Annotated in this window: 16 protein-coding genes and 1 tRNA gene; 11 read left to right on the top strand and 6 right to left on the bottom strand. The window is 56.8% G+C overall.

Annotation, left to right across the window (positions count from 1 at the left end):
• Positions 1-153: 153 nt before the first annotated feature.
• Positions 154-2,403, top strand: coding sequence for an MMPL family transporter (locus HDF09_RS09925; RefSeq protein ID WP_183765358.1), 2,250 nt, complete (start codon positions 154-156; stop codon positions 2,401-2,403).
• A 398-nt stretch (positions 2,404-2,801) separates the two neighbouring features.
• On the opposite strand, the gene HDF09_RS09920 is transcribed toward HDF09_RS09925, so the two are convergent.
• Positions 2,802-5,015 carry a winged helix-turn-helix domain-containing protein gene (locus HDF09_RS09920; protein ID WP_183765355.1) on the bottom strand — a complete coding sequence of 738 codons (2,214 nt, stop codon included), beginning with the start codon at positions 5,013-5,015 and terminating at the stop codon, positions 2,802-2,804.
• A 237-nt stretch (positions 5,016-5,252) separates the two neighbouring features.
• Here HDF09_RS09920 and HDF09_RS09915 point away from each other — a divergent pair, with 237 nt between their 5' ends.
• From HDF09_RS09915 to HDF09_RS09905, 4 genes are all read left to right on the top strand, one after another.
• Positions 5,253-8,750 carry a TonB-dependent receptor gene (locus HDF09_RS09915; RefSeq protein ID WP_183765352.1) on the top strand — a complete coding sequence of 1,166 codons (3,498 nt, stop codon included), beginning with the start codon at positions 5,253-5,255 and terminating at the stop codon, positions 8,748-8,750.
• A gap of 96 nt (positions 8,751-8,846) precedes the next feature.
• Positions 8,847-10,664, top strand: a complete 1,818-nt coding sequence (locus HDF09_RS09910) for an alpha-amylase family glycosyl hydrolase (RefSeq protein WP_183765349.1) — start codon at positions 8,847-8,849, stop codon at positions 10,662-10,664.
• Positions 10,665-12,539: 1,875 nt separating this feature from the next.
• Positions 12,540-12,698 (top strand): hypothetical protein, encoded by a 159-nt coding sequence (locus tag HDF09_RS20505; protein ID WP_221270087.1) that lies wholly within the window; start codon positions 12,540-12,542, stop codon positions 12,696-12,698.
• Positions 12,699-13,462: 764 nt separating this feature from the next.
• Entirely contained in the window at positions 13,463-14,032 is a 570-nt protein-coding gene (locus HDF09_RS09905; RefSeq protein ID WP_183765346.1) for a site-specific integrase, read from the top strand.
• Between the two features lie 21 nt (positions 14,033-14,053).
• Here the strand turns inward: HDF09_RS09905 and HDF09_RS09900 are convergent.
• Positions 14,054-14,130: transfer RNA gene (locus HDF09_RS09900), tRNA-Val, on the bottom strand.
• Positions 14,131-14,211: 81 nt separating this feature from the next.
• Here HDF09_RS09900 and HDF09_RS09895 point away from each other — a divergent pair.
• The 6 genes from HDF09_RS09895 to hscB all read left to right on the top strand — a co-directional run bounded on the left by HDF09_RS09895 (position 14,212) and on the right by hscB (position 18,679).
• On the top strand, positions 14,212-14,787 hold the full coding sequence (locus HDF09_RS09895; protein WP_183765343.1) for a CDP-alcohol phosphatidyltransferase family protein: 576 nt from the start codon (positions 14,212-14,214) through the stop codon (positions 14,785-14,787).
• 379 nt (positions 14,788-15,166) lie between these two features.
• Positions 15,167-15,634 (top strand): RrF2 family transcriptional regulator, encoded by a 468-nt coding sequence (locus HDF09_RS09890; protein WP_179640027.1) that lies wholly within the window; start codon positions 15,167-15,169, stop codon positions 15,632-15,634.
• Positions 15,635-15,702: 68 nt separating this feature from the next.
• Positions 15,703-16,983 carry an IscS subfamily cysteine desulfurase gene (locus HDF09_RS09885; protein WP_311719178.1) on the top strand — a complete coding sequence of 427 codons (1,281 nt, stop codon included), beginning with the start codon at positions 15,703-15,705 and terminating at the stop codon, positions 16,981-16,983.
• Positions 16,984-17,046: 63 nt separating this feature from the next.
• Positions 17,047-17,463, top strand: a complete 417-nt coding sequence (iscU, locus tag HDF09_RS09880) for a Fe-S cluster assembly scaffold IscU (RefSeq protein ID WP_183765340.1) — start codon at positions 17,047-17,049, stop codon at positions 17,461-17,463.
• 103 nt (positions 17,464-17,566) lie between these two features.
• Positions 17,567-18,067 carry a HesB/IscA family protein gene (locus HDF09_RS09875; RefSeq protein WP_183765337.1) on the top strand — a complete coding sequence of 167 codons (501 nt, stop codon included), beginning with the start codon at positions 17,567-17,569 and terminating at the stop codon, positions 18,065-18,067.
• Positions 18,068-18,679 carry a Fe-S protein assembly co-chaperone HscB gene (hscB, locus tag HDF09_RS09870; protein WP_183765335.1) on the top strand — a complete coding sequence of 204 codons (612 nt, stop codon included), beginning with the start codon at positions 18,068-18,070 and terminating at the stop codon, positions 18,677-18,679. It begins immediately after the preceding gene.
• A 489-nt stretch (positions 18,680-19,168) separates the two neighbouring features.
• Here the strand turns inward: hscB and HDF09_RS09865 are convergent, their stop codons facing one another.
• The 4 genes from HDF09_RS09865 to HDF09_RS09850 form a co-directional block, all read right to left on the bottom strand.
• Positions 19,169-19,756 (bottom strand): HEAT repeat domain-containing protein, encoded by a 588-nt coding sequence (locus HDF09_RS09865; RefSeq protein WP_183765332.1) that lies wholly within the window; start codon positions 19,754-19,756, stop codon positions 19,169-19,171.
• 64 nt (positions 19,757-19,820) lie between these two features.
• Positions 19,821-20,321, bottom strand: a complete 501-nt coding sequence (locus HDF09_RS09860; protein ID WP_183765329.1) for a DinB family protein — start codon at positions 20,319-20,321, stop codon at positions 19,821-19,823.
• Positions 20,322-20,582: 261 nt separating this feature from the next.
• Complete coding sequence (locus HDF09_RS09855; protein ID WP_183765326.1) at positions 20,583-21,089, bottom strand: VOC family protein; 507 nt, start codon at positions 21,087-21,089, stop codon at positions 20,583-20,585.
• Between the two features lie 64 nt (positions 21,090-21,153).
• Complete coding sequence (locus tag HDF09_RS09850) at positions 21,154-21,975, bottom strand: helix-turn-helix domain-containing protein (RefSeq protein WP_183765323.1); 822 nt, start codon at positions 21,973-21,975, stop codon at positions 21,154-21,156.
• Positions 21,976-22,042 lie beyond the last annotated feature (67 nt).

The raw sequence follows: 22,042 nt of genomic DNA, 5'->3' as shown, positions 1-22,042 counted from the left end.
ATAGCCGGGTAAGCGAGCACTATGAGCGTGTTTCCACGACCACTCTGCAAAGCACAGCCATACGAACCGGTTCCACACCGGGCGACTATTTTGGCCACTGAACTCCTTCGATGCGAGCAGAGAATGTGAGTATCCATTTAACTGGCAACTATCTTGTATGACATCATGGGTCTCATGTCTGTCCGCCGGTTCTGGGTGGCCGGGGTAGTCCTTGCCGCCGCCATTGCGCTTCTTCCATTCTCGTTTCACGCCGAGCGCCATCTGGAGACGGCAACCCGTGTCGAAGGTAGTGAAGCGGAAAGTGTCCGGCAGGAGTTGGCCAGTCGTTTTCGTTCGCCATTCGTTGACCGCGTCGTCCTGGTGATCCGGGGACTCCCACCCGCGGATTCGGAGGAAGGCCAGCAAGCGTTAGCAACCATTGTGGCGAGATTGAGGGAGGAACCCGGTGTGTCCGGAGTTGTTTCCCATCTCGAGTTGCGCGATCCGATTTTTCTGGGCCGGGAAGGTGGGACGTTTGTTCTGGTGGGACTCGCGTCAACCGACGGTCCAGTGGAGTCGCTTGTTCCTAAGCTTCACGAAGTGACAAACTCTCTCGCTGATCAATTGCGGGGCGATTACCCGGCAGTGAAGCTCGAACTAACCGGCGAACTTCCGCTGAATTTCGACATTCGCAAAGCTAGCGCCGATGACGTGCAACGCGGCGAAAGCCTGGTGATTCCCGCGACCCTCGCACTTTTGCTGGTGGCTTTCGGCAGTCTAGTCGCCGCCGTGATTCCATTGGCGGTTGGCCAGATTGCCATCGCAACCACTCTGGCGATTACCGGGTTATTAGCGCAGCGATTCCACTTGTCCATTCTGGTTCAGAATCTGGCCACCATGCTTGGCTTGGGCTTGGGAATCGACTATGCGCTCCTCATGGTCAGCCGCTTCCGAGAAGCGATTTCCATTGGACACGACGGATCTGTAGCCTCGGTCATGGCGGCACGTCAGGCCGGTCATACGCTTCTGATTTCAGCTTCGACAGTAGCCATCGGATTTCTAGCGCTCTTGACGGTTCCCATTAGCGAGATCCGTTCCATCGGCGTCGCGGGATTCCTGGTGGCGGGAATCAGTGTGTTGCTTACAAATACCCTCGTTCCGGCGGCGCTGGCATTGCTCGGCCCGAGGATTGATGCCGGCCGGATGCCGTTTACTCCGAGGCTGGATGCGCAGCGGGCTGCGCGTACGGGAAACCGTTGGAGGAAATGGGGAAATGTGATTGTCGCCAATCCTTGGCTTGCCCTGTTTCTGGCGGGCGCACCCTTGATGTTGCTCGCCTGGCAAGCCAAGCGGCTGGATACCAGTGTCCCCAAAGGGAATTGGCTCCCGGAGTCGGCGGAATCAGTCCATGCGCTGCACACCCTAGAACGGATGGATCGGGCCGGCGTTGTTTATTCGATGCGCGTCGTTGTCGAACTGCCTGCGGATTCCATTGCGCAAACCGACGCGGGATGGAACGCGCTCGATCGCCTCAGTAAGCGCCTCGCGCGCGACCCTCGTTGCGCACGCGTCATTTCTATCACGACGATTGCGGAGGGCAATCGCGCCTCCCTCCCTGACCTCTCGCGGGAGACGCGGCGCACATTTCTGAGTAGTGACGGACGGGCCGCGCTGCTCGAGGTGCTACCCGCGACTGCGGTTTCCCTGCGCGATCAAGTTGACTGGGTACGGGAGCTCCGGAAGACCGGCGCGGCAGCTCTCACCGGAGTGTCCGGAGCGACACTCCAAATTGGGGGCATCCCGGCACTGAATGCCGATTATCAGACGATTGTCGCGGCCCGCTTTGTGCCGGTAATGGCGATGGTGGTGGGGGCGACACTCCTGGCGCTTCTCGCCGGGTTCCGATCGCTTTTCGCCGCAGTGAAGGCCATCGCACTGAACCTGCTCTCAGTCGCGGCCTCCTTCGGAGCATTAGTTCTAGTTTTCCAGGACGGACACGGAAGTAGCTTTCTGGGAGCTCCGGGAGGAACCGGTAGCATATTCCCTCTCGTTCCTATCGTCGCCTTTGCCATCGTCTTCGGTCTAAGCATGGATTACGAGGTGTTTTTGGTCGCACGGGTTCTCGAAGCGCGGAGGAGCGGGATGAGTGAAGCCGCCGCAATCCCGGAGGCGTTGGCTAGGACTGCCGGCCTGATTACGAGCGCCGCCGCGATCATGATCGTAGTATTCGCGGCATTCACCTTCGGAAATTTCCTCGTGGTCAAGATGATCGGATTTACGCTCGCTGCAGCCGTGTTTATTGACGCGACACTGGTCCGTATTGTGATCGGTCCTGCGCTCCTTCGTATTGCAGGCGATTGGAACTGGTGGCCGTGGGGCCTCGCCACGGCACGCAGAGCGCCCGTGGCGGCGAGCCGCGAATGATCTGTGCGTTATGCGCGATTCAACGAATTCCGCCGTCGCTGTCTTGATCTCTAAGAAAAGCAAAAATTGATATCGGAGCGTCAAGTAGCGACACGGTGGTTGTGGAATGGAGGTGCAGTCGAGGGGCCATTTCTCGCGAGTCCTCCCAGAAGCTCTTCGACGCGATCGTGATCGACGTTAACGAGCGATGAACGTCTGAACGGTGTCGAGCAAACCTTGACTTGCCGTCGCGTTCAAGCGAAGTGGTTTCGAATCAGCGTATGTAGCGGACGAAATGAACTTTAGATCCTAGTGGATTTCGGATGGATTGGAATCATTTGGGTCGTATTAGGTTGCTCGATGTTCCCGTATTGTTCCCGCACCTCTGGGGTCACAAAGACGGCGGACTATCCATGACCCTAGGGGCCATCAAGATCGAGCGTATAAAGGTTACCCGTACGAGTTCGTGATCGCACGATCGGTACGCTCTCCAGCGTCAAGCCACAGAAGAAATAGTCTTCCGTATCTCCCCTGCTGAAGTTTGATAGGTTTGCAATTTGTTCCAGTCGACCACCTGGAATTGACACACGGTAAATTGGTTGCATTTCGGCCGATGACGCGTGAAAGAAAATAGCTTTACCATCTGACGACCAAACTGGGTCCGCGACCGTGGTCTCCGCGATCGTTCGCCAAGTACTCAGCGCCGTATCAAACAACGCAAGCTTCCGCTGATCCAGCGAGACTGCGGCTATATAACGTCCATCCGGCGACCATCGCGGACTGAACCATCCCTCGGATCCGGGTACCGTCGACACTGCGCGAGTACGCAGGTCGAATATTTGGATTGCGCGCGGTCCATCCTCTTTGCCCATAATATCGGTCACGCGCCCAAAGGCGATCTGCTGCCCATCCGCGGACCAGGATGGATCCGCGGCATTACGGCTCTCCCGCAAAAGTCTTTCGGGAGACCCACCGTCCGCAGGCACCAAGTAGATCTGCCATGCTTTGCCCGACTCTTTCGCCATGATTGCTAGTCTCTTTCCATCGGGCGACCAATGGGCAAGAAATACCTGCAAAGAGTCGGGTGTTATCTGGATCAACTCCGACCCATCCCCTTTCGCTCTCCAGAGCTTCCCGGCCGCGTCGGTCCATATCACCCACTGTCGATCGCGTGAGTATTCAATCCTGGTTGCCTCGGCGAGAAACCCTGGTACTGGTACAAATTCGTGCCGGCCGGCATCGTAACGCTGAAGAAGGGATTGGGTCTCGAGTCCCAGGAAGAAGATCCGGTGCCCGATCCGCGAGGTCACAGGCCCGACAAAACTCAATGGCCCGTTCGTCACTCGTTTCGGTTCGCCAGTGTTCCTCCCGTCAAGTCGCCAAAGATCGCTGCTGCCACCACGATCCGACTGAAAGACAAAGTACTTCCCATCACCGGTCCATATTCCGCAGCACTCCGACGAAGGCCTGGTCCAATTGCTAAGGATTGGACGAACCGACTTACCATCGCTCGACGCTTCCCAAAGCCCCAACGTGTGTTTTATTGGGTCGAGGAGAGTGAATCTCAGTACCTTCCCGTCAGGCGACCAGCGCAACCAGAACGCACGCTCGGGCAGTTTCGCGAACAGGGAAGAGGTACCATCCTGCGGTCTGCTCACCAACAACTGGTTTCCTGTGGCGTAGAGAATACTCTTGCCATCGGGCATCCATGTAGCATCATGAGCCACGACGTTCGCCACGCGCAGCGGACTGCCTCCACCTACGGGCACAGTCCATAACGATTGCTCCGACTCCGGCGAGAGATGACTTCGCAGCAGTAGGATGGACCCATCAGGAGACAGGTCTCCGAGCGTAGCGGAGGCGATTTCGCTTGGCAGTGGAAGGTTCTCCACTGCCCCAGTGCGTACATCCACCTGCGCCAAAACCGACCTGCCACCTGAAATTACCGGAATATATATGCGTAGCCCATCTGTCGCCGAGGCTGGAAGGCTTTCCATCGCCTGCACACCCGGCGCAATCCGTCCAATTCGCGTCAGCCGTTCAATACGCGGTAGAGGTCCAGTGCTTCGAGAGCCATAATAAAATCCGGCCAGACCTGCCAAGACGGCCAAGGGAACCAACATCGCGATCCATAGCCAGAATCCGAAGCCCCTCCGACGCCGGCGCATTACATCAAGTTCGTCTTCTTGAGAAGAAGTCCCCGGCGGTCCTTGCAACACTACCTGTGCAGATCCCGATTCCGCAGTGAGCTCAAGGTTCATCGACTCGGTGGCTTTGGTCGCTAATGATCCGCCCAGTACCGTGACAGACGCGATGAAGCGATAACCCCGCTTTGCCAGCGTTTCCACAAATCGCGGATTGTCTGCTGTGTCCCCTAGCGCATCCCGAATCTTATTAATCGCAGTACCAAGAGAGTGATCGAAATCGACAACTATGTTCGTGCCCCACACCCGAACCTGCAACTCCTCCCGGGTGACCACTTCACCAGCTTTCTCTAGCAGTACCGCCAGTACCTTGAAAGGCTGACTTTGAAGCTTGATCTTTCGACCCGCCCTCCACAATTCGCCGGTCTGAAGATCAGCCTCATAAACTCCAAATCCGAATCTTGAGACGATTTCAGGATGAGACAGCATAACCAAATACCTTGTAGTGAAACTTTATCACGTTGAAAACCCCTAGCCGGAGCACTTATCTGTTGATGGCCCTCAAGAATGCATATAAAAATCAATAACTTACCGGATGATCAAAGATTTATCGAAAAAAGAGGACTAGGCGATGGCGAGGAACATAAATAAATTGCCATCGTTTTACCGCGACCTTGAATAGCCATTCGACTACACCATTCAGGTCGCACCTTTGGAGGCTTCACCATGCACACTGATCTCAACCGACATCGGCACACACTCGCCGGCAAACTACTGCTCCTACTCCTCTGTTTGCTTTTCATCCCAGTCCTAAGCCTGCAAGCTCAGACAGACACCGGTCGAGTCACCGGTATTGTCACCGACCCCACCGGTGCCGTTATTCCGGGTACCACGCTCAAACTCATTAATACTGATACAGGCGTTACGCTCGCGGTCACCGCGGGGAACGACGGAAATTTCACCTTCTCCGCCGTCCCTCGTGGCAACTACCGCGTCGAAGCCAGCCACAGTGGATTTCAGAGCGTCAATCAGTCGTTCGCTCTCCAGGTCTCCCAGGTCCAGACCATCGAGTTCAAACTGACCGTCGGCTCCGACAGCCAAACCGTTGAGGTAACCGATGCCGCTCCAGTCGTCGACCTCTCCACCTCGTCCACCGGAGCTGTCATTGAGGGCAAGCAGGTCACCGATCTCCCTCTCAACGGCCGCAACTTTACTACTCTCGCCAATCTGATCCCCGGCGTAACCCGTGGAGCCTTCAATTCCGACGCCAGCGGGCGCAACGGCAACGTCGAAACCTTCCGCTATTCAGACTCCGGCGGTGGTGCGCTCTCGGTCAATGGACTCCGTCAGCAGTCCAACAACTTCATCCTCGATGGAGTCGACAACAACGAATCTCTCGTAAATTCCATCGTCTTCTTCACCCCGCCCGAAGCCATCCAGGAGTTCCGCGTCACCACCTCCGTCGCCCCCGCCGAATTTGGCCGCGCCGGCGGTGCCATCCTCCAGAACTCCGTCAAATCCGGAACCAACAGCATCCACGGCTCGGCCTTCGGCTACTTCCGCGACCAGATCTTCGATGCCAACTCCCTCTACTTCAATCCCGGCACCCCAGCACCAGCCTTTCAGCGCAAACAGTTCGGCGTCGCCGCAGGTGGCCCCCTCTGGAAAGATAAGATCTTCCTCTTCGGCGATTACCAGGCTCTTCGTCAGAAACAGCCAAAGGACACCGGCTTCTATACCGTCCCCACTGCACTTATGCGTCAGGGCAACTTCTCCGAGCTGCTCGGTCAAAACGTCACCAGCAATCCCGGAACCTTCTCTTCGGCAACGGGCTGCCCCGCACTGGCCGCAAACGCAACGGTTGTGGTCGGAGCCATCTACGATCCGACAACGTGCCAGCCCTTCGCCGGAAATATCATCCCGCAAAATCGCATCAACTCTGCCGGTCTCAAGTACCTCAACGCGTTCGACGCGCCGACGCGTGGCGGCATCCTGAATAACTACTTCGCAGTGCGTAAAGCGATTCAGAACTTCAACGACTTCGACGTCCGCCTCGACTATCACGTCTCTCAGAAGGATTCCGTCTTCGTCCGTTACAGCTACGGTCAGGACAACCTCAACGTCAACAGCCTCTTTACCAACCTTCCCGCGGGCTTTGCCTCGGGCGGCAACGTGAACCACCCACGCGGCGGAGCGGCCGGGTATACCCACATCTTTACCTCTAATCTCGTCAACGAATTTCGCTTCGGTTACATCCGTCCGGAGTTCGCCTACGTCAACCCGGATCAGGGCACACCCATCTCCGCCAATCTCGGCATCGTCAATGCAAACCGTAACCCACTTCTAGGAGGCGGCGCTCTTATCGGCGGCAGCAATACACAGATCGAGTACACGGGCGACGGCGGTCCCTACTCCGTCCCTGAGAAAACCTTCCAGTATCTCGACAGCGTTACCTACACCCGCGGCAAACACACCATGAAAGCCGGCGCCAACGTCCTACGCCGCGAGGTTGACTTCTTCCAGGGGAATGACTCCAAGGGCTACTTCGTCCTGGGCGGAGTAAACTATCCCGGGACCGGACGCTTCACCGGATATGAAACCTCCGAGATCCTCGCTGGCTTCTCCGACTATGAGATCGGTGCAGCCAGCACCTTCTTCAAAACCTTCAACTACGAGACCGGCTACTTCGTTCAGGACGACTGGAAGGCGACCCGCAGGCTTACTCTCAACCTCGGCGTTCGCTACGATCTCTATACCTACCCCTACGAGCAAAACAACAACCAGGCGAACTATGACTTCTCCACTGCATCTCTCCAGGTTGCAGGCGTCAACGGGAACTCGCGCTCGCTCATTAATACAGATAAGAACAACTTCGCGCCACGCATAGGCTTTGCCTACGATCTCTATGGCAACGGCAAGACCTCAATCCGTGGCGGTTACGGTATCTTCTACTTCCTGGACCGCGGCGGCGTCGGCAACCAGCTCTCCAACCAGCCTGGCTTCAATGGAGTTAATCAGTACACCGCGACCAACGGCTATCGCATCACCTTCACAGGTCAAAGCCCAACCACTCCTAACGACGCATCCACCGCAACCGCGGCCCTTCCAATACCTGCCTTCGGACCAGGTGCGATCAACTCCATCAACCTGTCGAACGCTACTGTCATTGCCGTACCGAAGAACAATCAGAACGGTGCGGTGACTCAATACAACCTGCAAGTCCAGCAGCAGCTCGATCACGCGACCTCACTCAACATTGCGTACGTCGGCAATAAATCCGATCACCTCATGACTTGGTACAACGCCAACTCGCCTGTCCTCGACGGCACCTCAAAGGGACTCTTCCCCAACCGCGGCACAATCACCGAAGGCCTGGCCGGCGGTTCCTCAAAGTACGATGGCCTGCAAATCTACCTTGACCGCCACGTTGGCTCGAGCTTCCTTGCAACGGTCGCTTACACTTGGTCTCACACGCGCGACAACTCGAGTGGAGCCTTCAGTTCAGGCGCAGGCGCAAGTTCCAGCGGACGCATCTTCATCACCCAGCAGGGAGTCGATCTCCCTGCCAACTACGGCAACTCCGACCAGGATCAGCGTAACGTCTTCGTCGCCAGCGCCGTCTACTCGCTGCCCGTCGGCCGAGACAAGATGTTCGGTTCAAACATGAGCCATGCGCTCGACGAGGTCGTCGGCGGCTGGCAACTCAACACGATCGTCACCCTCGACAGCGGCACGCCGATTGACCTCAACACCACCGGCAGCCCAGGAACCATCGACAACCGGCCAGACCTCATCAGCTTCAGCAAGGTATCCCGCCAGTTAGTCGGTGGCTCGAACAACTCCAACAACCGCACCTTCTTCACTGGTGTCTTCGCGACTCCGCCCATCAACTCTTCCGGCATCTTCACTCGTCCGGGAACCCTCCAGCGCAACGCCTTCGCCGGCCCCGGCTACAAGACCGTGGACCTCGGTCTCTTCAAAGGTTTCCACATCACCGAACGAGTCAACGCAGAATTTCGCGCTCAGGCTTATAACCTCTTCAACACACCGCAGTTCGGCAATCCCGACACCAACATCCGCGACGGCGTCAACGTCCCAGGATCGACAACCATCTTCACCACCGGTGCAAACTCCACCGGCGCAAATAACGGCTTCGGCAGCATCAACAGCATTCGCCTCAACACCGAACGCCAGGTTGAGCTCGCCGCTCACATCAACTTCTAACCCCCAGCGCCTAAGGCGGCATCATTGAGCTAGTCTCATGATGCCGCTGTTCTTCGGCACAATCCGCCATCACTCTCGCCTCTTGGGACTCCGACCATGCGATGCCTTCTTGTAGCTCTTGTACTCACCGTGTCGGCGTTCGCCCAATCTCCTCGCATCGAGAAGATCGACCCCCCCAACTGGTGGGCCACAATGCCCGCGCCCATGCTCCTCATCAAAGGCGAAAATCTCACCGCCGCGCAGTTCACCCTGAGCGACGCAGCGCTGCACATCAACAAAGTAGTCATCTCAGCCAATGGTCACTACGCGCAACTCTGGCTCTCTGCCTCACCCGCGCACTCTCAAACAATTCAGATCAACGTCCGCACACCGAACGGTCGAACCTCCAGCCGCTACTCTTTCTCCCCTCGTCGCAACCCCTCCGACAGCTTTGCCGGTTTCTCCTCCAAAGACGTCATGTACCTCATCATGATCGACCGCTTTGCCGACGGAGATCCCACCAACGACGGACCCGATCACGCCGCCGAACTCGCCAAACCCCGCGGCTGGCATGGCGGAGATCTTCCCGGCATCACCCAGCATCTCGACTATCTTCAGCAACTCGGCATCACTACAGTCTGGATCACCCCTGTCTACCAGAATCAAGATAGCCAGAGCTATCACGGCTACGGCGCCACCGATATGTACGCCGTCGACGACCACTTCGGCACCCTCGCCGATCTCAAAGATCTCGCCTCCGCTCTCCATGCACGCCACATGAAGCTCGTCTTCGACACCGTTCCCAACCACATCGGCCCCAACCATCCCTGGGTTCGCGACAGCCCCGACCCCACTTGGCTTCACGGCACCCTCGAGCACCACACCATCGCCCAGGGCGACTTCGCTCCCCTCACCGACCCCCACGCTCCCTGGCGCGACCAGCACAACGTCACCGAAGGCTGGTTCGCCAACACGCTTCCCGATCTCAATCAGGAAGATCCCGCCGTTGCCCGCTACCTCACTCAGAACTCCATCTGGTGGATCGAGCAGGCCGGCCTCGACGGTCTGCGCATCGACACCTTCCCTTACGTCGCGCGTCCCTTCTGGCAGAGCTTCCACGCCCAGCTTCATTCACTCTACCCGCAGCTCACCACCGTCGGCGAAGTCTTCAACGGCGATCCCACAATCACCTCTTTCTTCGCCGGCGGAGTCACTCGCGCCGGCCTCGACACAGGCCTCGACACCCCCTTCGACTTCCCCTCATACTTCGCTCTACGCGATGTCTTTCTCAAAGACGCGTCCATGACGAAGCTGGCCGACGTCCTTCGTCTCGATAATCTCTATCCTCACCCCGAGCGCCTCGTTCCTTTCATCGGCAATCACGATACCGCTCGCTTCCTCAAAGACCCCGCGACAACCCCGCATACTCTCGAGCTCGCCTTCACCATCCTCACCACCATGCGCGGCATGCCCGAGATCTACTCCGGCGACGAGATCGCCATGCGCGGCGGTGAAGATCCCGATAACCGCCGCGACTTCCCCGGCGGCTTTGGCCCAACTCAGAACGATGCCTTCACCACATCCTCCCGCACTCCCGAGCAGCAACAATCCTTCGCCACACTTCAGACTCTCCTTGCTCTCCGCCGCTCTCATCCGGCCCTCCAGACCGGAGACGAGCAACTCCTTCACGCCGACCAGAACGTTCTCATCTACGTCCGCACCCTTCACACCCCAACCCAGCCCAACCAGCGCATTCTCGTCGCCGTAAACAAAGCCGCCCAACCCTCCGACACCATAGTCAACATCGACGACACCGCACTCGAAGGCGCTCAACAGGCCAACAACCTCTACGGATCCTCCGAAGCAACATTAACGACGAACACCCTCACCCTTCACCTCGCTCCCCAGACCGCTGCCATCTTCGACCTCAAGTAGCAACGCCCAGGAAGTGTAGGAGCTTTTATAGTCAGCAAGCGAGATATGGCAGGCCCAGTCGCTCGGTGATCCGCGGTGCTGTCCTCCTTTTAGACAGGGTTGGGGGGACTAAAACTGCGACGGCTGGCCTTTTCAGGGCATCCTTCCAATTACGCCAAGCGGTTTGGAATCAATGTATGTGGCTGATGGAATGAAGCTTAGATCGTGGTCAATCTCGGATGGATTAGGACCATTTGGGATGTGAGTTGCTGTCGTAGTAATCGACTTCGGTCTCGTAGCTGGAGCAACGTGTGATTGCCGTGAGACTGTGCTTTATCGTGTTCCCGAGTGGGTCAGTCGTTAACTCTGACGTAGCAGGCGCGGCATTGTTGTTTCCCCAAGTATAGGCATACGTCCAGGTTTTAGGACCACTCCCGTCAGCTGCGTCCAGGGATCTAGATAAAAGCCCACTGCGATAGCCTAGTGTAGGTCCTGCGCAGGTATTGAAACCTTCATTCCAGTTATAGCTGAGGGCACCCCTGTAGCTATTCCAATGCTTGTCAAATTGCCGTAGTTGACATTGGTGCCATTGACGGAAGCATAAGCGAAGTTCCACACCATGCCGTCCGGCATGACCACCGTGCTCAAGTAGTTCTTATTGTAGACAGCCTCGTACCTCCAATTGGGTTTGGTCGGGAGTGTCGGCACATCCGGCGCTCCCGCGCCATGGAAGAAGTCGGTCCGGATATGAATAGGCGAGTAACAAAAACTTCATCGCGGTAGAACTTCCAGGTGGAGTCCAGATGATTGCCGAGGTAGCAGTAGCTGCGCACTTGGTTAAATCTGTCGTGCTTTGACCGCCGACATCGTTTACGAAACTAATGGAAGACAAGCTGATAGGCGGAGCTGCGATGGTTTGGCCCATAGTGTCGGTATAAGAGCTCAACACGTCTGGTCCCGAATAGTTTATGGATCTTGTTGCCGTTCGTATCTTGCACATACGATAGATAGTTGATGCCAGGGATAGGGTATGGTCTGGCTTGGCGGCGTGCAGTTATAGCTATATTCGGATGCCTTCTTCGTTCGTTCAGAAGACAAGACGTCGCATCGAAAATCCATCCTGTGCCATCGATGCTTCGGTAGGTTTTGGTCGCTCCTATCTGAGTAAGCTTGTGGGTCTCGGAATCCGGCGTGATGACTTCCCAATACCAGCCTCCCAAAACTGGCCGGGTTTCCGACGACGTCTGTCACGATCTGCACCCAGACATCCTGATTCGAGGTCAAGTAGACCCCGTTTAGAGTTAATGTTGCGTCCCAAAGCTCCTGGCACTGAGTAATGCCAGGTAGACAATCTTGGCTCTCTTGATAGCTCGGGGGGCTATATCGCAGCGTGAAACTCAACGACAACTAGCCACGCTGTCGAATTTAATCGACCAGATCGGGATCGATACAAGTAGGCCGTCGTTTGCAACCGTAAACGAATCTATCGCCGATTCCTCTACAGTAGCGAAGGGCCGCAAGGCGGGTGCCATGGGAGACGGCTGAGCAATCGATTTTGATGCAAATAGTGAGAAGATGGCGAAAAAGGCCATGAAGGCGTTGAAGCGCTTGCAAGCGCTCAAAGAAAGCCAAGGCATCGTCTAGCTCCAGGTATGCAACGACGTACAAATCCGCAGCACAAACAAAGATTTTTCTGGAGAAAAATAGGATTGCCAGGCTTGTAACCACTAAGGTCACGAATCTAAATTGTTCGTTTGACTTTCGAAAATAGTATGAGAGGAGTTTGATTCGGTCAACAAAATAGTTTGCGAAATAAGTTTCGCGAGGAATCACTCGTAGAAAAATCCGGACAGGATGCCCGTTCGGTTCATTCGATAAATCCGATTAGTGGGAGAGTTGCCGGAACTGGTTAGCGCGGGCGGCGGGAGTTGGAACCTGTTTCCTCTGCTTGGGGTGCCCGCAGTCATCGGACGCACGTTTACCGAGAGCGAAGATCGCCCGGACGGAAACGCCGTCATGCTTACGTGGAAGTGGGGACCCGTCGATTGTCGGTAGGCAAATCCATCTCGATGGGAAGCCATACATGGTGGTGGGTGTGCTCCGAAGTGGTTCACCTATCCCGATGCGAAGATGCAGGTCTGGGTCACACGCATGCGTCGGGAATGCCACGGCGGTCCTGCAGCATCACGACTTTCACTTCAGCCGTGTGGTGGCCCGCTTGAGACCGGACGTCAACCTGCAAGCGCGGCCTTTTCAGGGCTGCCTAGCAATGCAGCTAAGTCATCCGGAATCAGAGAAAGTGATTGAAACTAAGCCTCTTCTAGCTTATTCCCTTTCGAATAAAATCGTTCCCCCGCACCTTGTTGGCGATTGATCATCGCGCACGTGCGGACAGTGATCAACCTATCAGCCAGTATGGTTGTGATGCGATAAAGTGTGTCTCTGGATTATTGCCTCAAATGGAATCGGTCCGAAAAAGTATCAATTGAACCCTGCTTTTTGACGCAGGTTGGCTTCATCCCGGTCGCAAGAGATGGTTTTTGTCTGACGTTGCCGGGTTGGAGGTCACATTGCTGAGCCTACCTGTAGTTCTTCAGGCCCTCTCGGCGCCTTATGTCGGTGCGGAGCGTGCAGCCACTCGATTACTGGGATGCAGACAGAGGTAACATCGCTTAGCGACAAGGGCTATCCGCTGGGGCTGGATCGGGCAACACGAGAATCCGATGACTCTGGTGCGGGCCAGCACTAACGAAAGCGCGTTCCAGAGGTACTCACGGCAGCGGTCCTACCTAACCGCGAGCGAGCGAGTGGAGCCATCTGTGTGTGAAGTGCTGGGCCTCAAGTGGGAGGACATCGATATTATCGAGAAAACAGCGAGTGTTCTTCGTTCGTATGTGGATGGCGGCTTCGGGCCATGCAAGACTGAGGTCTCGCAGCAACCCTTGCCGCTGGATGAGATTGCAATCGAAGGATTGATCGCATGGCGTGTCATCTGTCCTTTCGGCGCGGACACGGACTCGATCTTCGGGAGTGAGCGCGCATTCGGCAAGCTGCCAGTCTGGCCGGATAGTCTCCGCAGCACAACCCTGCAACCGGCAGCGAAGAAAGCTGGGATCAGGAAGCGCATCGGCTGGCATACCTTCGCACACCTACAGCTCGCTGCTGGCCGCAACAGGCAACGATGTGAAAGCAGTGCAGGAGCTGATGTGGCACGGAAAGGTGAGTACAATAATGGAGGTGTAACCCATGCAGGAATGGACAAGAAGCGCATCGCAGAGCAAGGCAGACGATGTGCTCTTCAATCGCGTAACCCAACAGCTAACGGTGCAGTGAACAGGAAGTGTTCCCATACCGTTCCCATTCACCCGCCATCTGTTCCCAAATTTTAATCGTATGTGATTGAAAGAATTTGGTAGGCACGAGCGGATTCGAACCGCTGACCTCTACCGTGTCAAGGTAGCGCTCTAACCAACTGAGCTACGCGCCTGTGCGTCCTCTCAGTCTAAACTGAGAGGACGCGTTGGGGCAACCTTGGCGGGGTTGGGTTAGGATGGATTGACCCCGCAACGTGCCCTTTCTCAGCCAATTTCGCGCCGCGCCAAACCTGCTTACGCTGATGCGGCTCTTTATTATCCCCTTCCTTTTGATTGAGATTCTGGATGGGCACTACGGCGTGTCCTTTGCGCTGTTCATGCTGGCGGGGATCAGCGATGCGCTGGATGGGCTGCTGGCTCGATGGCTGAGCCAGAAGACAACGCTGGGGCTGTATCTGGACCCAATTGCGGACAAGTTGCTGCTGAGTTCGCTGTTTGTGGTGCTGACGCATGTTGGGCTGATTCCCCTGTACGTTACGGTTCTGGTCTTCAGCCGCGATGTAGGGATTTTGTTGATCGCTACGCTGCTGTTTGCGACGGGAACGCTGCGGGACTTCCGGCCGAGCATGTTGGGAAAGCTGAACACGTTTGTGCAGATCGTCGCTTTGATTGTGGTGATCTGTCAAAAGCTGTTTCTGTCGCTGCCGCTTGCGACGCTGCGGGATATTCTGGTGCGCGCAATCGCTGTGCTGGCTCCGCTCTCTGCGGCCCAGTATGCATGGATTGTGCTTCGCAGGATGAGTTCGCCGCCGGAGCAGACGGTCGTCTAGTCGTCTGAGGGGATCTCGGCGAGGGCAGATTTTTCTTCGATGGCGATATCGCTGTACTCGGCCGAATCGAAGACTTCTCCGCACTTTTGACACTCAACAAATTCAGCGTCTTCCTCTCGGGCGACGATTTTGACAATGGGATGTTTGCAGATGACGGTCATTTTGGGGAGAAAAATGTGAATGGTATGGATTTTGCGCGTCCGTAGACCCCTTGTCAACCTGGATTCCAGGGTTTTGTTGGGTGAAAACTCTGGATGGAACGCTGTATCGGAGGGCCTCCTCCTCCCTGTTGCATACACAGAATTTTGGACGTACACTATCTAGGACTGGAATTGTCTGATTTACGTCAATTTCCAGTGAGCGGGAGCGCGAAGCCGACATGCTGCGTCTGACCAAAAAAGCCGATTACGGTCTGATGGCTCTGAAGTATCTGGCAGAGCAGACGGACGGCAGCGCGCACAGCGCCAAGGATATTGCAGAGGCTTATCACATTCCGCCGCAGTTGCTGGCGAAGATTCTACAGACTTTAGCAAAGGCTGGACTGCTCGTTTCGCATGCCGGGACCAATGGAGGCTATGCGCTCTCTCGCAGTGCGACCGAGATGACGGCGTTTGAGGTCATTCGAGCAATTGACGGGCCGCTTTTCATTACGAGTTGCATTACGATTCACGGAACTTGCGACCTTGCCGGGCATTGCACCATCAAAGAACCACTGCGCAAGGTCAATGACAGCATCAAGGATTTGTTGAATGGGATCCGTATTGCGGATTTGATCGAAGCCGGGGATACGGAGCAGGCTGGACCGGGAGCGCCGGTGGGCGGCGGTCTGGTAAGCATTGCGGTTTAGCCGCACGCTGCCGACGATAGACAGTTTGAGTGGAGTGACGAGTCAGAAGCTTTAGTTTGGGAGATACGATGAGCAACGAGATGAGCAATAGCGGCGTAGTGATCAGCGAGTCCTCTGCACCTCTACCGGCTGGCGTAACGCTGCCGATTTACATGGACAACCACGCGACGACACCGATGGACCCGCGGGTTCTGGATGCGATGCTGCCTTACTTCGGCAAGGTGTTTGGCAACGCGGCGAGCCGCAACCATGTGTTTGGCTGGGAGGCCGAGCAGGCGGTGGAGAAGGCGCGTGAGCAGATCGCCAAGTTGATTGGCGCGACCGCGAAGGAGATTATCTTCACCAGTGGCGCGACTGAGTCGAATAATCTTGCGATCAAGGGGATCGCCGAGATGTATCGCGAGCGCGGCAACCACATCATCACGCAGGTGACCGAACACAAGGCGGTTCTGGATACGTGCAAGAAGCTCGAGAAGCAGGGCTATCGCGTGACCTACCTGCCGGTGCAGGCTGATGGGCTGATTGATCTTGAAGATCTGAAGCGTGCGATCGACGACAAGACGATCCTGGTTTCGATCATGTATGCGAACAACGAGATTGGTGTGATTCAGCCTATCGCCGAGATCGGCAAGCTGTGCCACGAGAAGGGCGTGATCTTCCACACCGATGCAGTTCAGGCTGTGGGCAAGATTCCGGTGGATGTGCAGAAGGACAATATCGATGTGCTCTCGCTCTCCGGGCATAAGATCTATGGGCCGAAGGGTGTGGGCGCGCTGTATGTTCGTCGCCGCAATCCGCGGGTGCAGATCTCGGAGCAGATCAATGGCGGTGGTCATGAGCGCGGGATGCGGTCGGGCACGCTGAACGTTCCGGGTATTGTTGGCTTGGGTGCGGCTTGTGAGATCGCCGGACAGGAGATGGAAGCCGAGGCAAAGCGCGAGAAGGAACTGCGCGACTACATGAAGGCCAAGTTCGAGAAGGCATTGGACTATGTTCATGTAAACGGCAACATGGAGCACCATCTGCCGGGCAACTTGAATATGAGCTTTGTCTATGTCGAGGGCGAGAGCCTTTTGATGGGAATCAACGATATTGCGGTTTCTTCGGGCTCTGCTTGCACCTCGGCGACGCTTGAGCCATCTTATGTATTGAAGGCCCTGGGCCTGGGCGACGATGTGGCGCATAGCTCGATTCGGTTTGGTCTTGGACGCTTCAACACGAAGGCTGAGGTCGACTATGTTTCGGACAAGGTCATCGATGTGGTTTCGAAGCTGCGAGAGCTTTCGCCGTTGTATGAGATGGTGAAGGAAGGCATCGACCTCACCAAAATTGAATGGGCCGCTCATTAATTCGGCGGCATTTGCACTTTAGAGTTTTGGAATCTGGAATAAGTTAGAGACAGGAGAAACAAGATGGCATATAGCGATAAGGTCGTAGACCACTACAATCATCCTCGAAACGTTGGCACGTTGGACAAGAGCGCTGCCGAGGTTGGCACCGGCCTTGTAGGCGCGCCGGAGTGCGGCGACGTGATGCGGCTGCAGATCCGCGTGAATCCCGAGACGAACGTGATTGAAGATGCCAAGTTCAAGACGTTCGGCTGCGGTTCGGCGATTGCTTCTTCCTCGCTCGCGACGGAGTGGGTGAAGGGCAAGACAATCGACGAGGCGCTGGCGATCACGAACACAGATATCGTGAAGGAGCTTGCGCTTCCTCCGGTGAAGATTCACTGCTCGGTGCTCGCGGAAGATGCGATCCGCGCGGCGATCGGCGACTGGAAAAAGAAGAACAACGTTGCCGAGACGGCAGCGGTTGCTGTTGCTCACTAAGTTTCGAGCGGCAGTACAGGGTTGAGAACAACGGTAGCGGCGCATTGTTCAGTCGCGTCGCTACCGTGTTCTGTTGGTAGGGAGTAGCGGCAAGGACGGCGATATGGCGATGGTGACTCTACAAACCGCGGCGGAGATGGAGGCGGCCCAGCAGGCTGCTGCATCGGGCCAGGCGAAGAATCCGCTGGCGGGGATGAATGTGCTGACGGCGCAGGGGCAGGAGCCGGGCCAGAAGGGCATTCAGATTACCGAGAAGGCGTTGAAGCGGATTCGCGTTGCTATGGCCAAGGAAGGTGTCTCGCCGGAGCAGGGTGGACTGCGGGTGGGGATTCAAGGTGGAGGCTGCTCGGGACTGAGCTATAACATTCGCTTCGATACGCAGCCTCGGGAGCGGGATCGCGTCTATGCGTTTGGCGAGGGGCTGGCGACCGTCGGCGATCCTACCGATGGGAAGGCGATACGGCTCTTCGTTGATCCGAAGAGCTTTATTTATCTGCATGGCATGGTGCTCGACTTTGAAGAGACGCTGATGCGGCAGGGGTTCAACTTCATCAATCCGAATTCGACCAAGAGCTGTGGGTGTGGGTCGAGTTTTACGGCGTAGATGGATTATTTCTCCTTTTTCGATCTTCCCAGGAAGCTGACGCTGGATGTGGCCGCGTTGGAGAAGCAGTTTTATGTGCTGAGCCGTAAGCTGCATCCGGACCGGTTCGCTTCGAAGCCGGTGGCGGAGCAGGAGGCCGCGCTGGCGCAGAGTTCGCTGCTGAATGACGCTTACCGCACGCTGAAGGATCCGATTTTGCGGACGCAGTATCTGCTGACGCTTGAGGGGGTTGAGCTGGAGGAGCAGTCGAAGGCGGCCACGGATGCGGCGCGGGCGTCTGGCGAGCAGAAGAAGCAGATTGTTCCCCCGGAGCTGCTGGAGGAGGTCTTCGAGCTGAATATGCAGCTGCAGGAGATGCGCGCGGCGAACCAGGTGGGTGAGGATGAGCCGGAGTTGCGGCGCGATCTGATGACGGCGAAGGACAGCTTCGACGCAAAGATGGTGGAGACGCAGGCGGAGTTGGAGGGGCTGTGGTCGGCCTGGGACTCCGGCGTGGATGCCGGGGATGAGGGGGCGAAGCTCCGAGCGAGAGACGCAATGGTGGTACTGCTGAACAAGCGGAGCTACCTGCGGAACCTGGTGCGGGATGTGAACGAAGCCCTGGGGCCGTAGGGCGCTGGGGCTGTGATGGGTCCGCATTGTTGCTCCTCCTCTCCAGGGGGGTACCCCCCCCATATTACCCGCGTATAAACCTTTTATTATGAGCAGTTTGCTGCAAGTCTAGACTCGTAAATACGTCATTCTAAAAGGTTTACTTGCAGATTATTCATTTCAAAAGGTTTACGGCCAATTTTTCCAATTCTGGAACTTAGGGGTGCTGAAAATGAAAAAGCCCTGGCTCATTGGCCTGGGCTTTCTGCTCTTCAGTATTCATTATAGTGGAGTTCCCCTAACTAATACGCCACGCGAATGTGCTGGATTGACGCGGGGTTTTGCGTCTCAGGGGCTTGACAGGATTTTTTGCTTTGGAAGTTGTTATCCAGCAGGCAAAGATTCCGATTTGCCGTCGGACCTGGTTTTTGGGAACTTGCTCAAAAGCGGACTTTATGGGAACGATGCTTTGCGGGCACGTTCTCTCATTCATCGCTCAAGCGAAGCACGTCAGTGCCATGTTGATCTTCTACCGGTGGCCTCTTCCAGTAAATACGTCGCTATTTCCCTGATCTTGGGATCGACATCCAGTTTCATCCGTCGCAGTATTGGATCTGCAACATCCGGACTCTGATTACTTATTCCATAGAGAGCAGCCATCCGCGTCGGCATCCAAACCTTTGGTGCGAGCGCCCGCTCTAAAGGTGGAGCTGCGTCCGGACCTCCAATATTCGCAATAAGTCGTACGGCGATTAGCTGTGCCCAGCTGTCTCCAGTATCTGCAATGTTTGTAAGTGAACTGAGAGCCTGACCTCCCAAAGCGATCACACTAGCGCGATCCTTGTCAGAGATCGGAACGAATGTCCTCCCATGAACTCCCTCTGGCGTGACAAACTCACCTCTGCATACAGACCGCTCTATGATCGCTCTAATAAATTGATCGTTAGGTAGATTGGGCGTGTTTGAAGCTGTAATGCTGCATGACGAAACGCCTATTTGTTGTGAGCCGGCGCGGTCTGCGTCACCTATATTCCTTGTTTGAGTGGCAGCATCCGATTCAATGCAGAGGGAGAGGAGAAGCGCGGCGACGATCCTCATAAACACCACCAACTCTTATTATCAAAGTCTCAACAGAATATCCGAACTTTCCATAAAGCGGGGCTTAGTTACCGCTTGCGGTGAGGCGCTCTAGTTGCTGGATGTGGTTGATGTCGTGGCCGGCCATGGTCTCGACGATGGTCCAGAGGGTCATGGTGCCGCGTTCGGGGTGGGTGGCGGGGTGGTGCCGGTCGTCTTCCGAGACGGTGGCGAGAAAGAGAAGGTTCCAGTTGCGGATGGCGTCGAAGAGAGCGAGCGCGGGTTCGAGGCGGTAGACGGCGTAACGCTGGGCCCAGGCCTCCTGGTCGAAGGGCTGGATGATGTGATGCGGCTGGCCGGGGATGGCGGCGGCGAGGGTCTGGCGGAGGCGGAAGGCGAAGACCATCTCCGTGTCGGCGAGGTGGGTGATGATGTTGCAGATGCTCCACTTGCCGGGGGCGGGTGGAGTGTTGATCCGCGCGTCGGAGAGATGAGTCGTGAGGGTGTGGAGGCGCTCGGAGGTGCTGGTGAGGACGGGGATGGGGTCGTTGCCGTCGAGATACTTTGCGTAGGGGTTTAATTCCATCTGGAGACGGTATCACGAGGGGTGGGGGTGGAGGCTAGAGTTTGGTTTCGGACGCTGTCCTGCCGGACGGGCTCCCTACGCTCGGCCACCCCACAAACGAAGACCTGTTTGTGGGGACCCCGGTTCAGGCGGTCACTTCGTGACGTGTATACCGGTCTTGGCACGACGAGGTGCAGGGTCCTCCCGTTGGTCGGAAGAGGACCCTTCAGGAGAATGTGCCGGTTAATAGTTCGTACGCTTCTTTTTGGTGCTGTGCTTCGGTCATCTGCCTGCGCTTTCTTGAGCGTGCTCCATTGCTGCCTCGGGTTTTGGCTGCGATGGTACCGGTTGCCAGGGGTCGTAGGTGCCGACGCCCCACATGTGGCCTTCGAGGTCGCGACAGGAGAAGTGGCGGCCACCGTAGTCCATGTCACGGATGTCGATGACCATCTCGGCACCAGCGGCTTTTGCGGTGGCGTATACGGCATCAGCGTCAGGGACTACGAGGTAGGCACCCTGGGTTTCGCGGAAGCCGATCTCATCGGGTTGGACCATGAATTTTCCGGCTTCGCCGCCGTTGTCGACGGAGCCGAGCATGATCATGCCGTTGCCGTAGGTGAGCTGGGCGTGCTGGACGGTTTTGTTGTCGGGGGCGACGAAGACCGCTTGTTTTTTGAAGCCGAAGGCGGCGACGAGCCAGTCGATGGCGCCGAGCGCGTCGCGGTAGCGGAGGCTGGGGATGATGGTTGATCCGGGGATGTTGACGGGGGTGTTGATTAGAGTGTTCATGGTTGGAAGGATGCCATGTTGTTGCGGGGGTAGTCTTGGAAAAATCGGCGGGGTTGCGGAGATTTTAATCGAGGGGGATGTGGTTGGCCCAGATGCGGTTGGTGGTGGAGTAGTCGGTGGCGCTGAGGCCGGAGAAGGCGCGGAAGTCGTTGGCGAAATGGGATTGATCGTAGTAGCCGCAGTTGAGGGCTAGTTCGGCCCAGTGGACGTCGGCGCCGCGATGCATCTGTTGGAGAGCTTGCTGGAAGCGCTGGATGCGGCAGTAGAGCTTGGGGGAGACGCCGACCTGTTGGTTGAAGCGCTCGGAGAGACGACGGGGGCTGAGGCCGGTGGTGCGGGTGAGCTCGGCGATGGTCGTTGTACCGGGTGAGGTGTGGAGATGGGTGAGGGCGTAGTCGATGATGGGATCGCGATGCTGATGTTTGCTGAGGGAGAGGCGAGTGAGGAGAACGAATTCGAGGAGGGCGAATTTTTGTTCGGGAGTGGGGGCTTCGCGGAGTTCGTTGCGGAGGTTGAGGGAGGCGCGGCCCCAGAGGTCGGAGAGTGAGGTTTCGCAGTTGGTGAAGAGGTGGGCGTCTTCGGGGAAGAAGGGAGGGGTGCCGCCGGGGTGGAAGACGACGCCGATGAGCTCGGTGAAGTCGATGGCGTCGATCTGCTGGTAGCGGGAGTAGATGCCGAGGAAGATGCCGGCGGGGGAGTGCTCGAGGGGATTGAGGGGGTTGCTGGCGTCGGTGAGGTAGTCGCGAGCGAGCGAGAGGACGATTTGGGATCTGCCGGTGGGGAGGACGCGCTCGTGGCGGTGGGTGGCGTGAGGGTCGCGGGCGTACCAGAGGCTTTTGATGAAGGGAGAGAGGGCGGGCTGAGGGTTGTGCTCGAGATAGAGCATGCATCGGCCTCGGTTTGGAGCACATCTGAAGGAGATGCGCGTGGGTGGCGGTGTTCGTGGTGCGATT

The sequence above is a fragment of the Edaphobacter lichenicola genome (genome assembly GCF_014201315.1).
Taxonomy (GTDB): Bacteria; Acidobacteriota; Terriglobia; order Terriglobales; family Acidobacteriaceae; genus Edaphobacter; species Edaphobacter lichenicola_B.
This window is presented reverse-complemented; position numbering and strand designations above follow the sequence as displayed.

Coding starts and splice junctions, on each gene's coding strand:
- HDF09_RS09915 (WP_183765352.1), top strand. CDS start 5,253: ATGCACACTGATCTCAACCGACATCGGCACACACTCGCCGGCAAACTA.
- HDF09_RS09920 (WP_183765355.1), bottom strand. CDS start 5,015: ATGCTGTCTCATCCTGAAATCGTCTCAAGATTCGGATTTGGAGTTTAT.
- HDF09_RS09860 (WP_183765329.1), bottom strand. CDS start 20,321: ATGGAATTAAACCCCTACGCAAAGTATCTCGACGGCAACGACCCCATC.
- HDF09_RS09890 (WP_179640027.1), top strand. CDS start 15,167: ATGCTGCGTCTGACCAAAAAAGCCGATTACGGTCTGATGGCTCTGAAG.
- HDF09_RS09850 (WP_183765323.1), bottom strand. CDS start 21,975: ATGCTCTATCTCGAGCACAACCCTCAGCCCGCCCTCTCTCCCTTCATC.
- hscB (WP_183765335.1), top strand. CDS start 18,068: ATGGATTATTTCTCCTTTTTCGATCTTCCCAGGAAGCTGACGCTGGAT.
- HDF09_RS09875 (WP_183765337.1), top strand. CDS start 17,567: ATGGCGATGGTGACTCTACAAACCGCGGCGGAGATGGAGGCGGCCCAG.
- iscU (WP_183765340.1), top strand. CDS start 17,047: ATGGCATATAGCGATAAGGTCGTAGACCACTACAATCATCCTCGAAAC.
- HDF09_RS09865 (WP_183765332.1), bottom strand. CDS start 19,756: ATGAGGATCGTCGCCGCGCTTCTCCTCTCCCTCTGCATTGAATCGGAT.
- HDF09_RS09910 (WP_183765349.1), top strand. CDS start 8,847: ATGCGATGCCTTCTTGTAGCTCTTGTACTCACCGTGTCGGCGTTCGCC.
- HDF09_RS09855 (WP_183765326.1), bottom strand. CDS start 21,089: ATGAACACTCTAATCAACACCCCCGTCAACATCCCCGGATCAACCATC.
- HDF09_RS09885 (WP_311719178.1), top strand. CDS start 15,703: ATGAGCAACGAGATGAGCAATAGCGGCGTAGTGATCAGCGAGTCCTCT.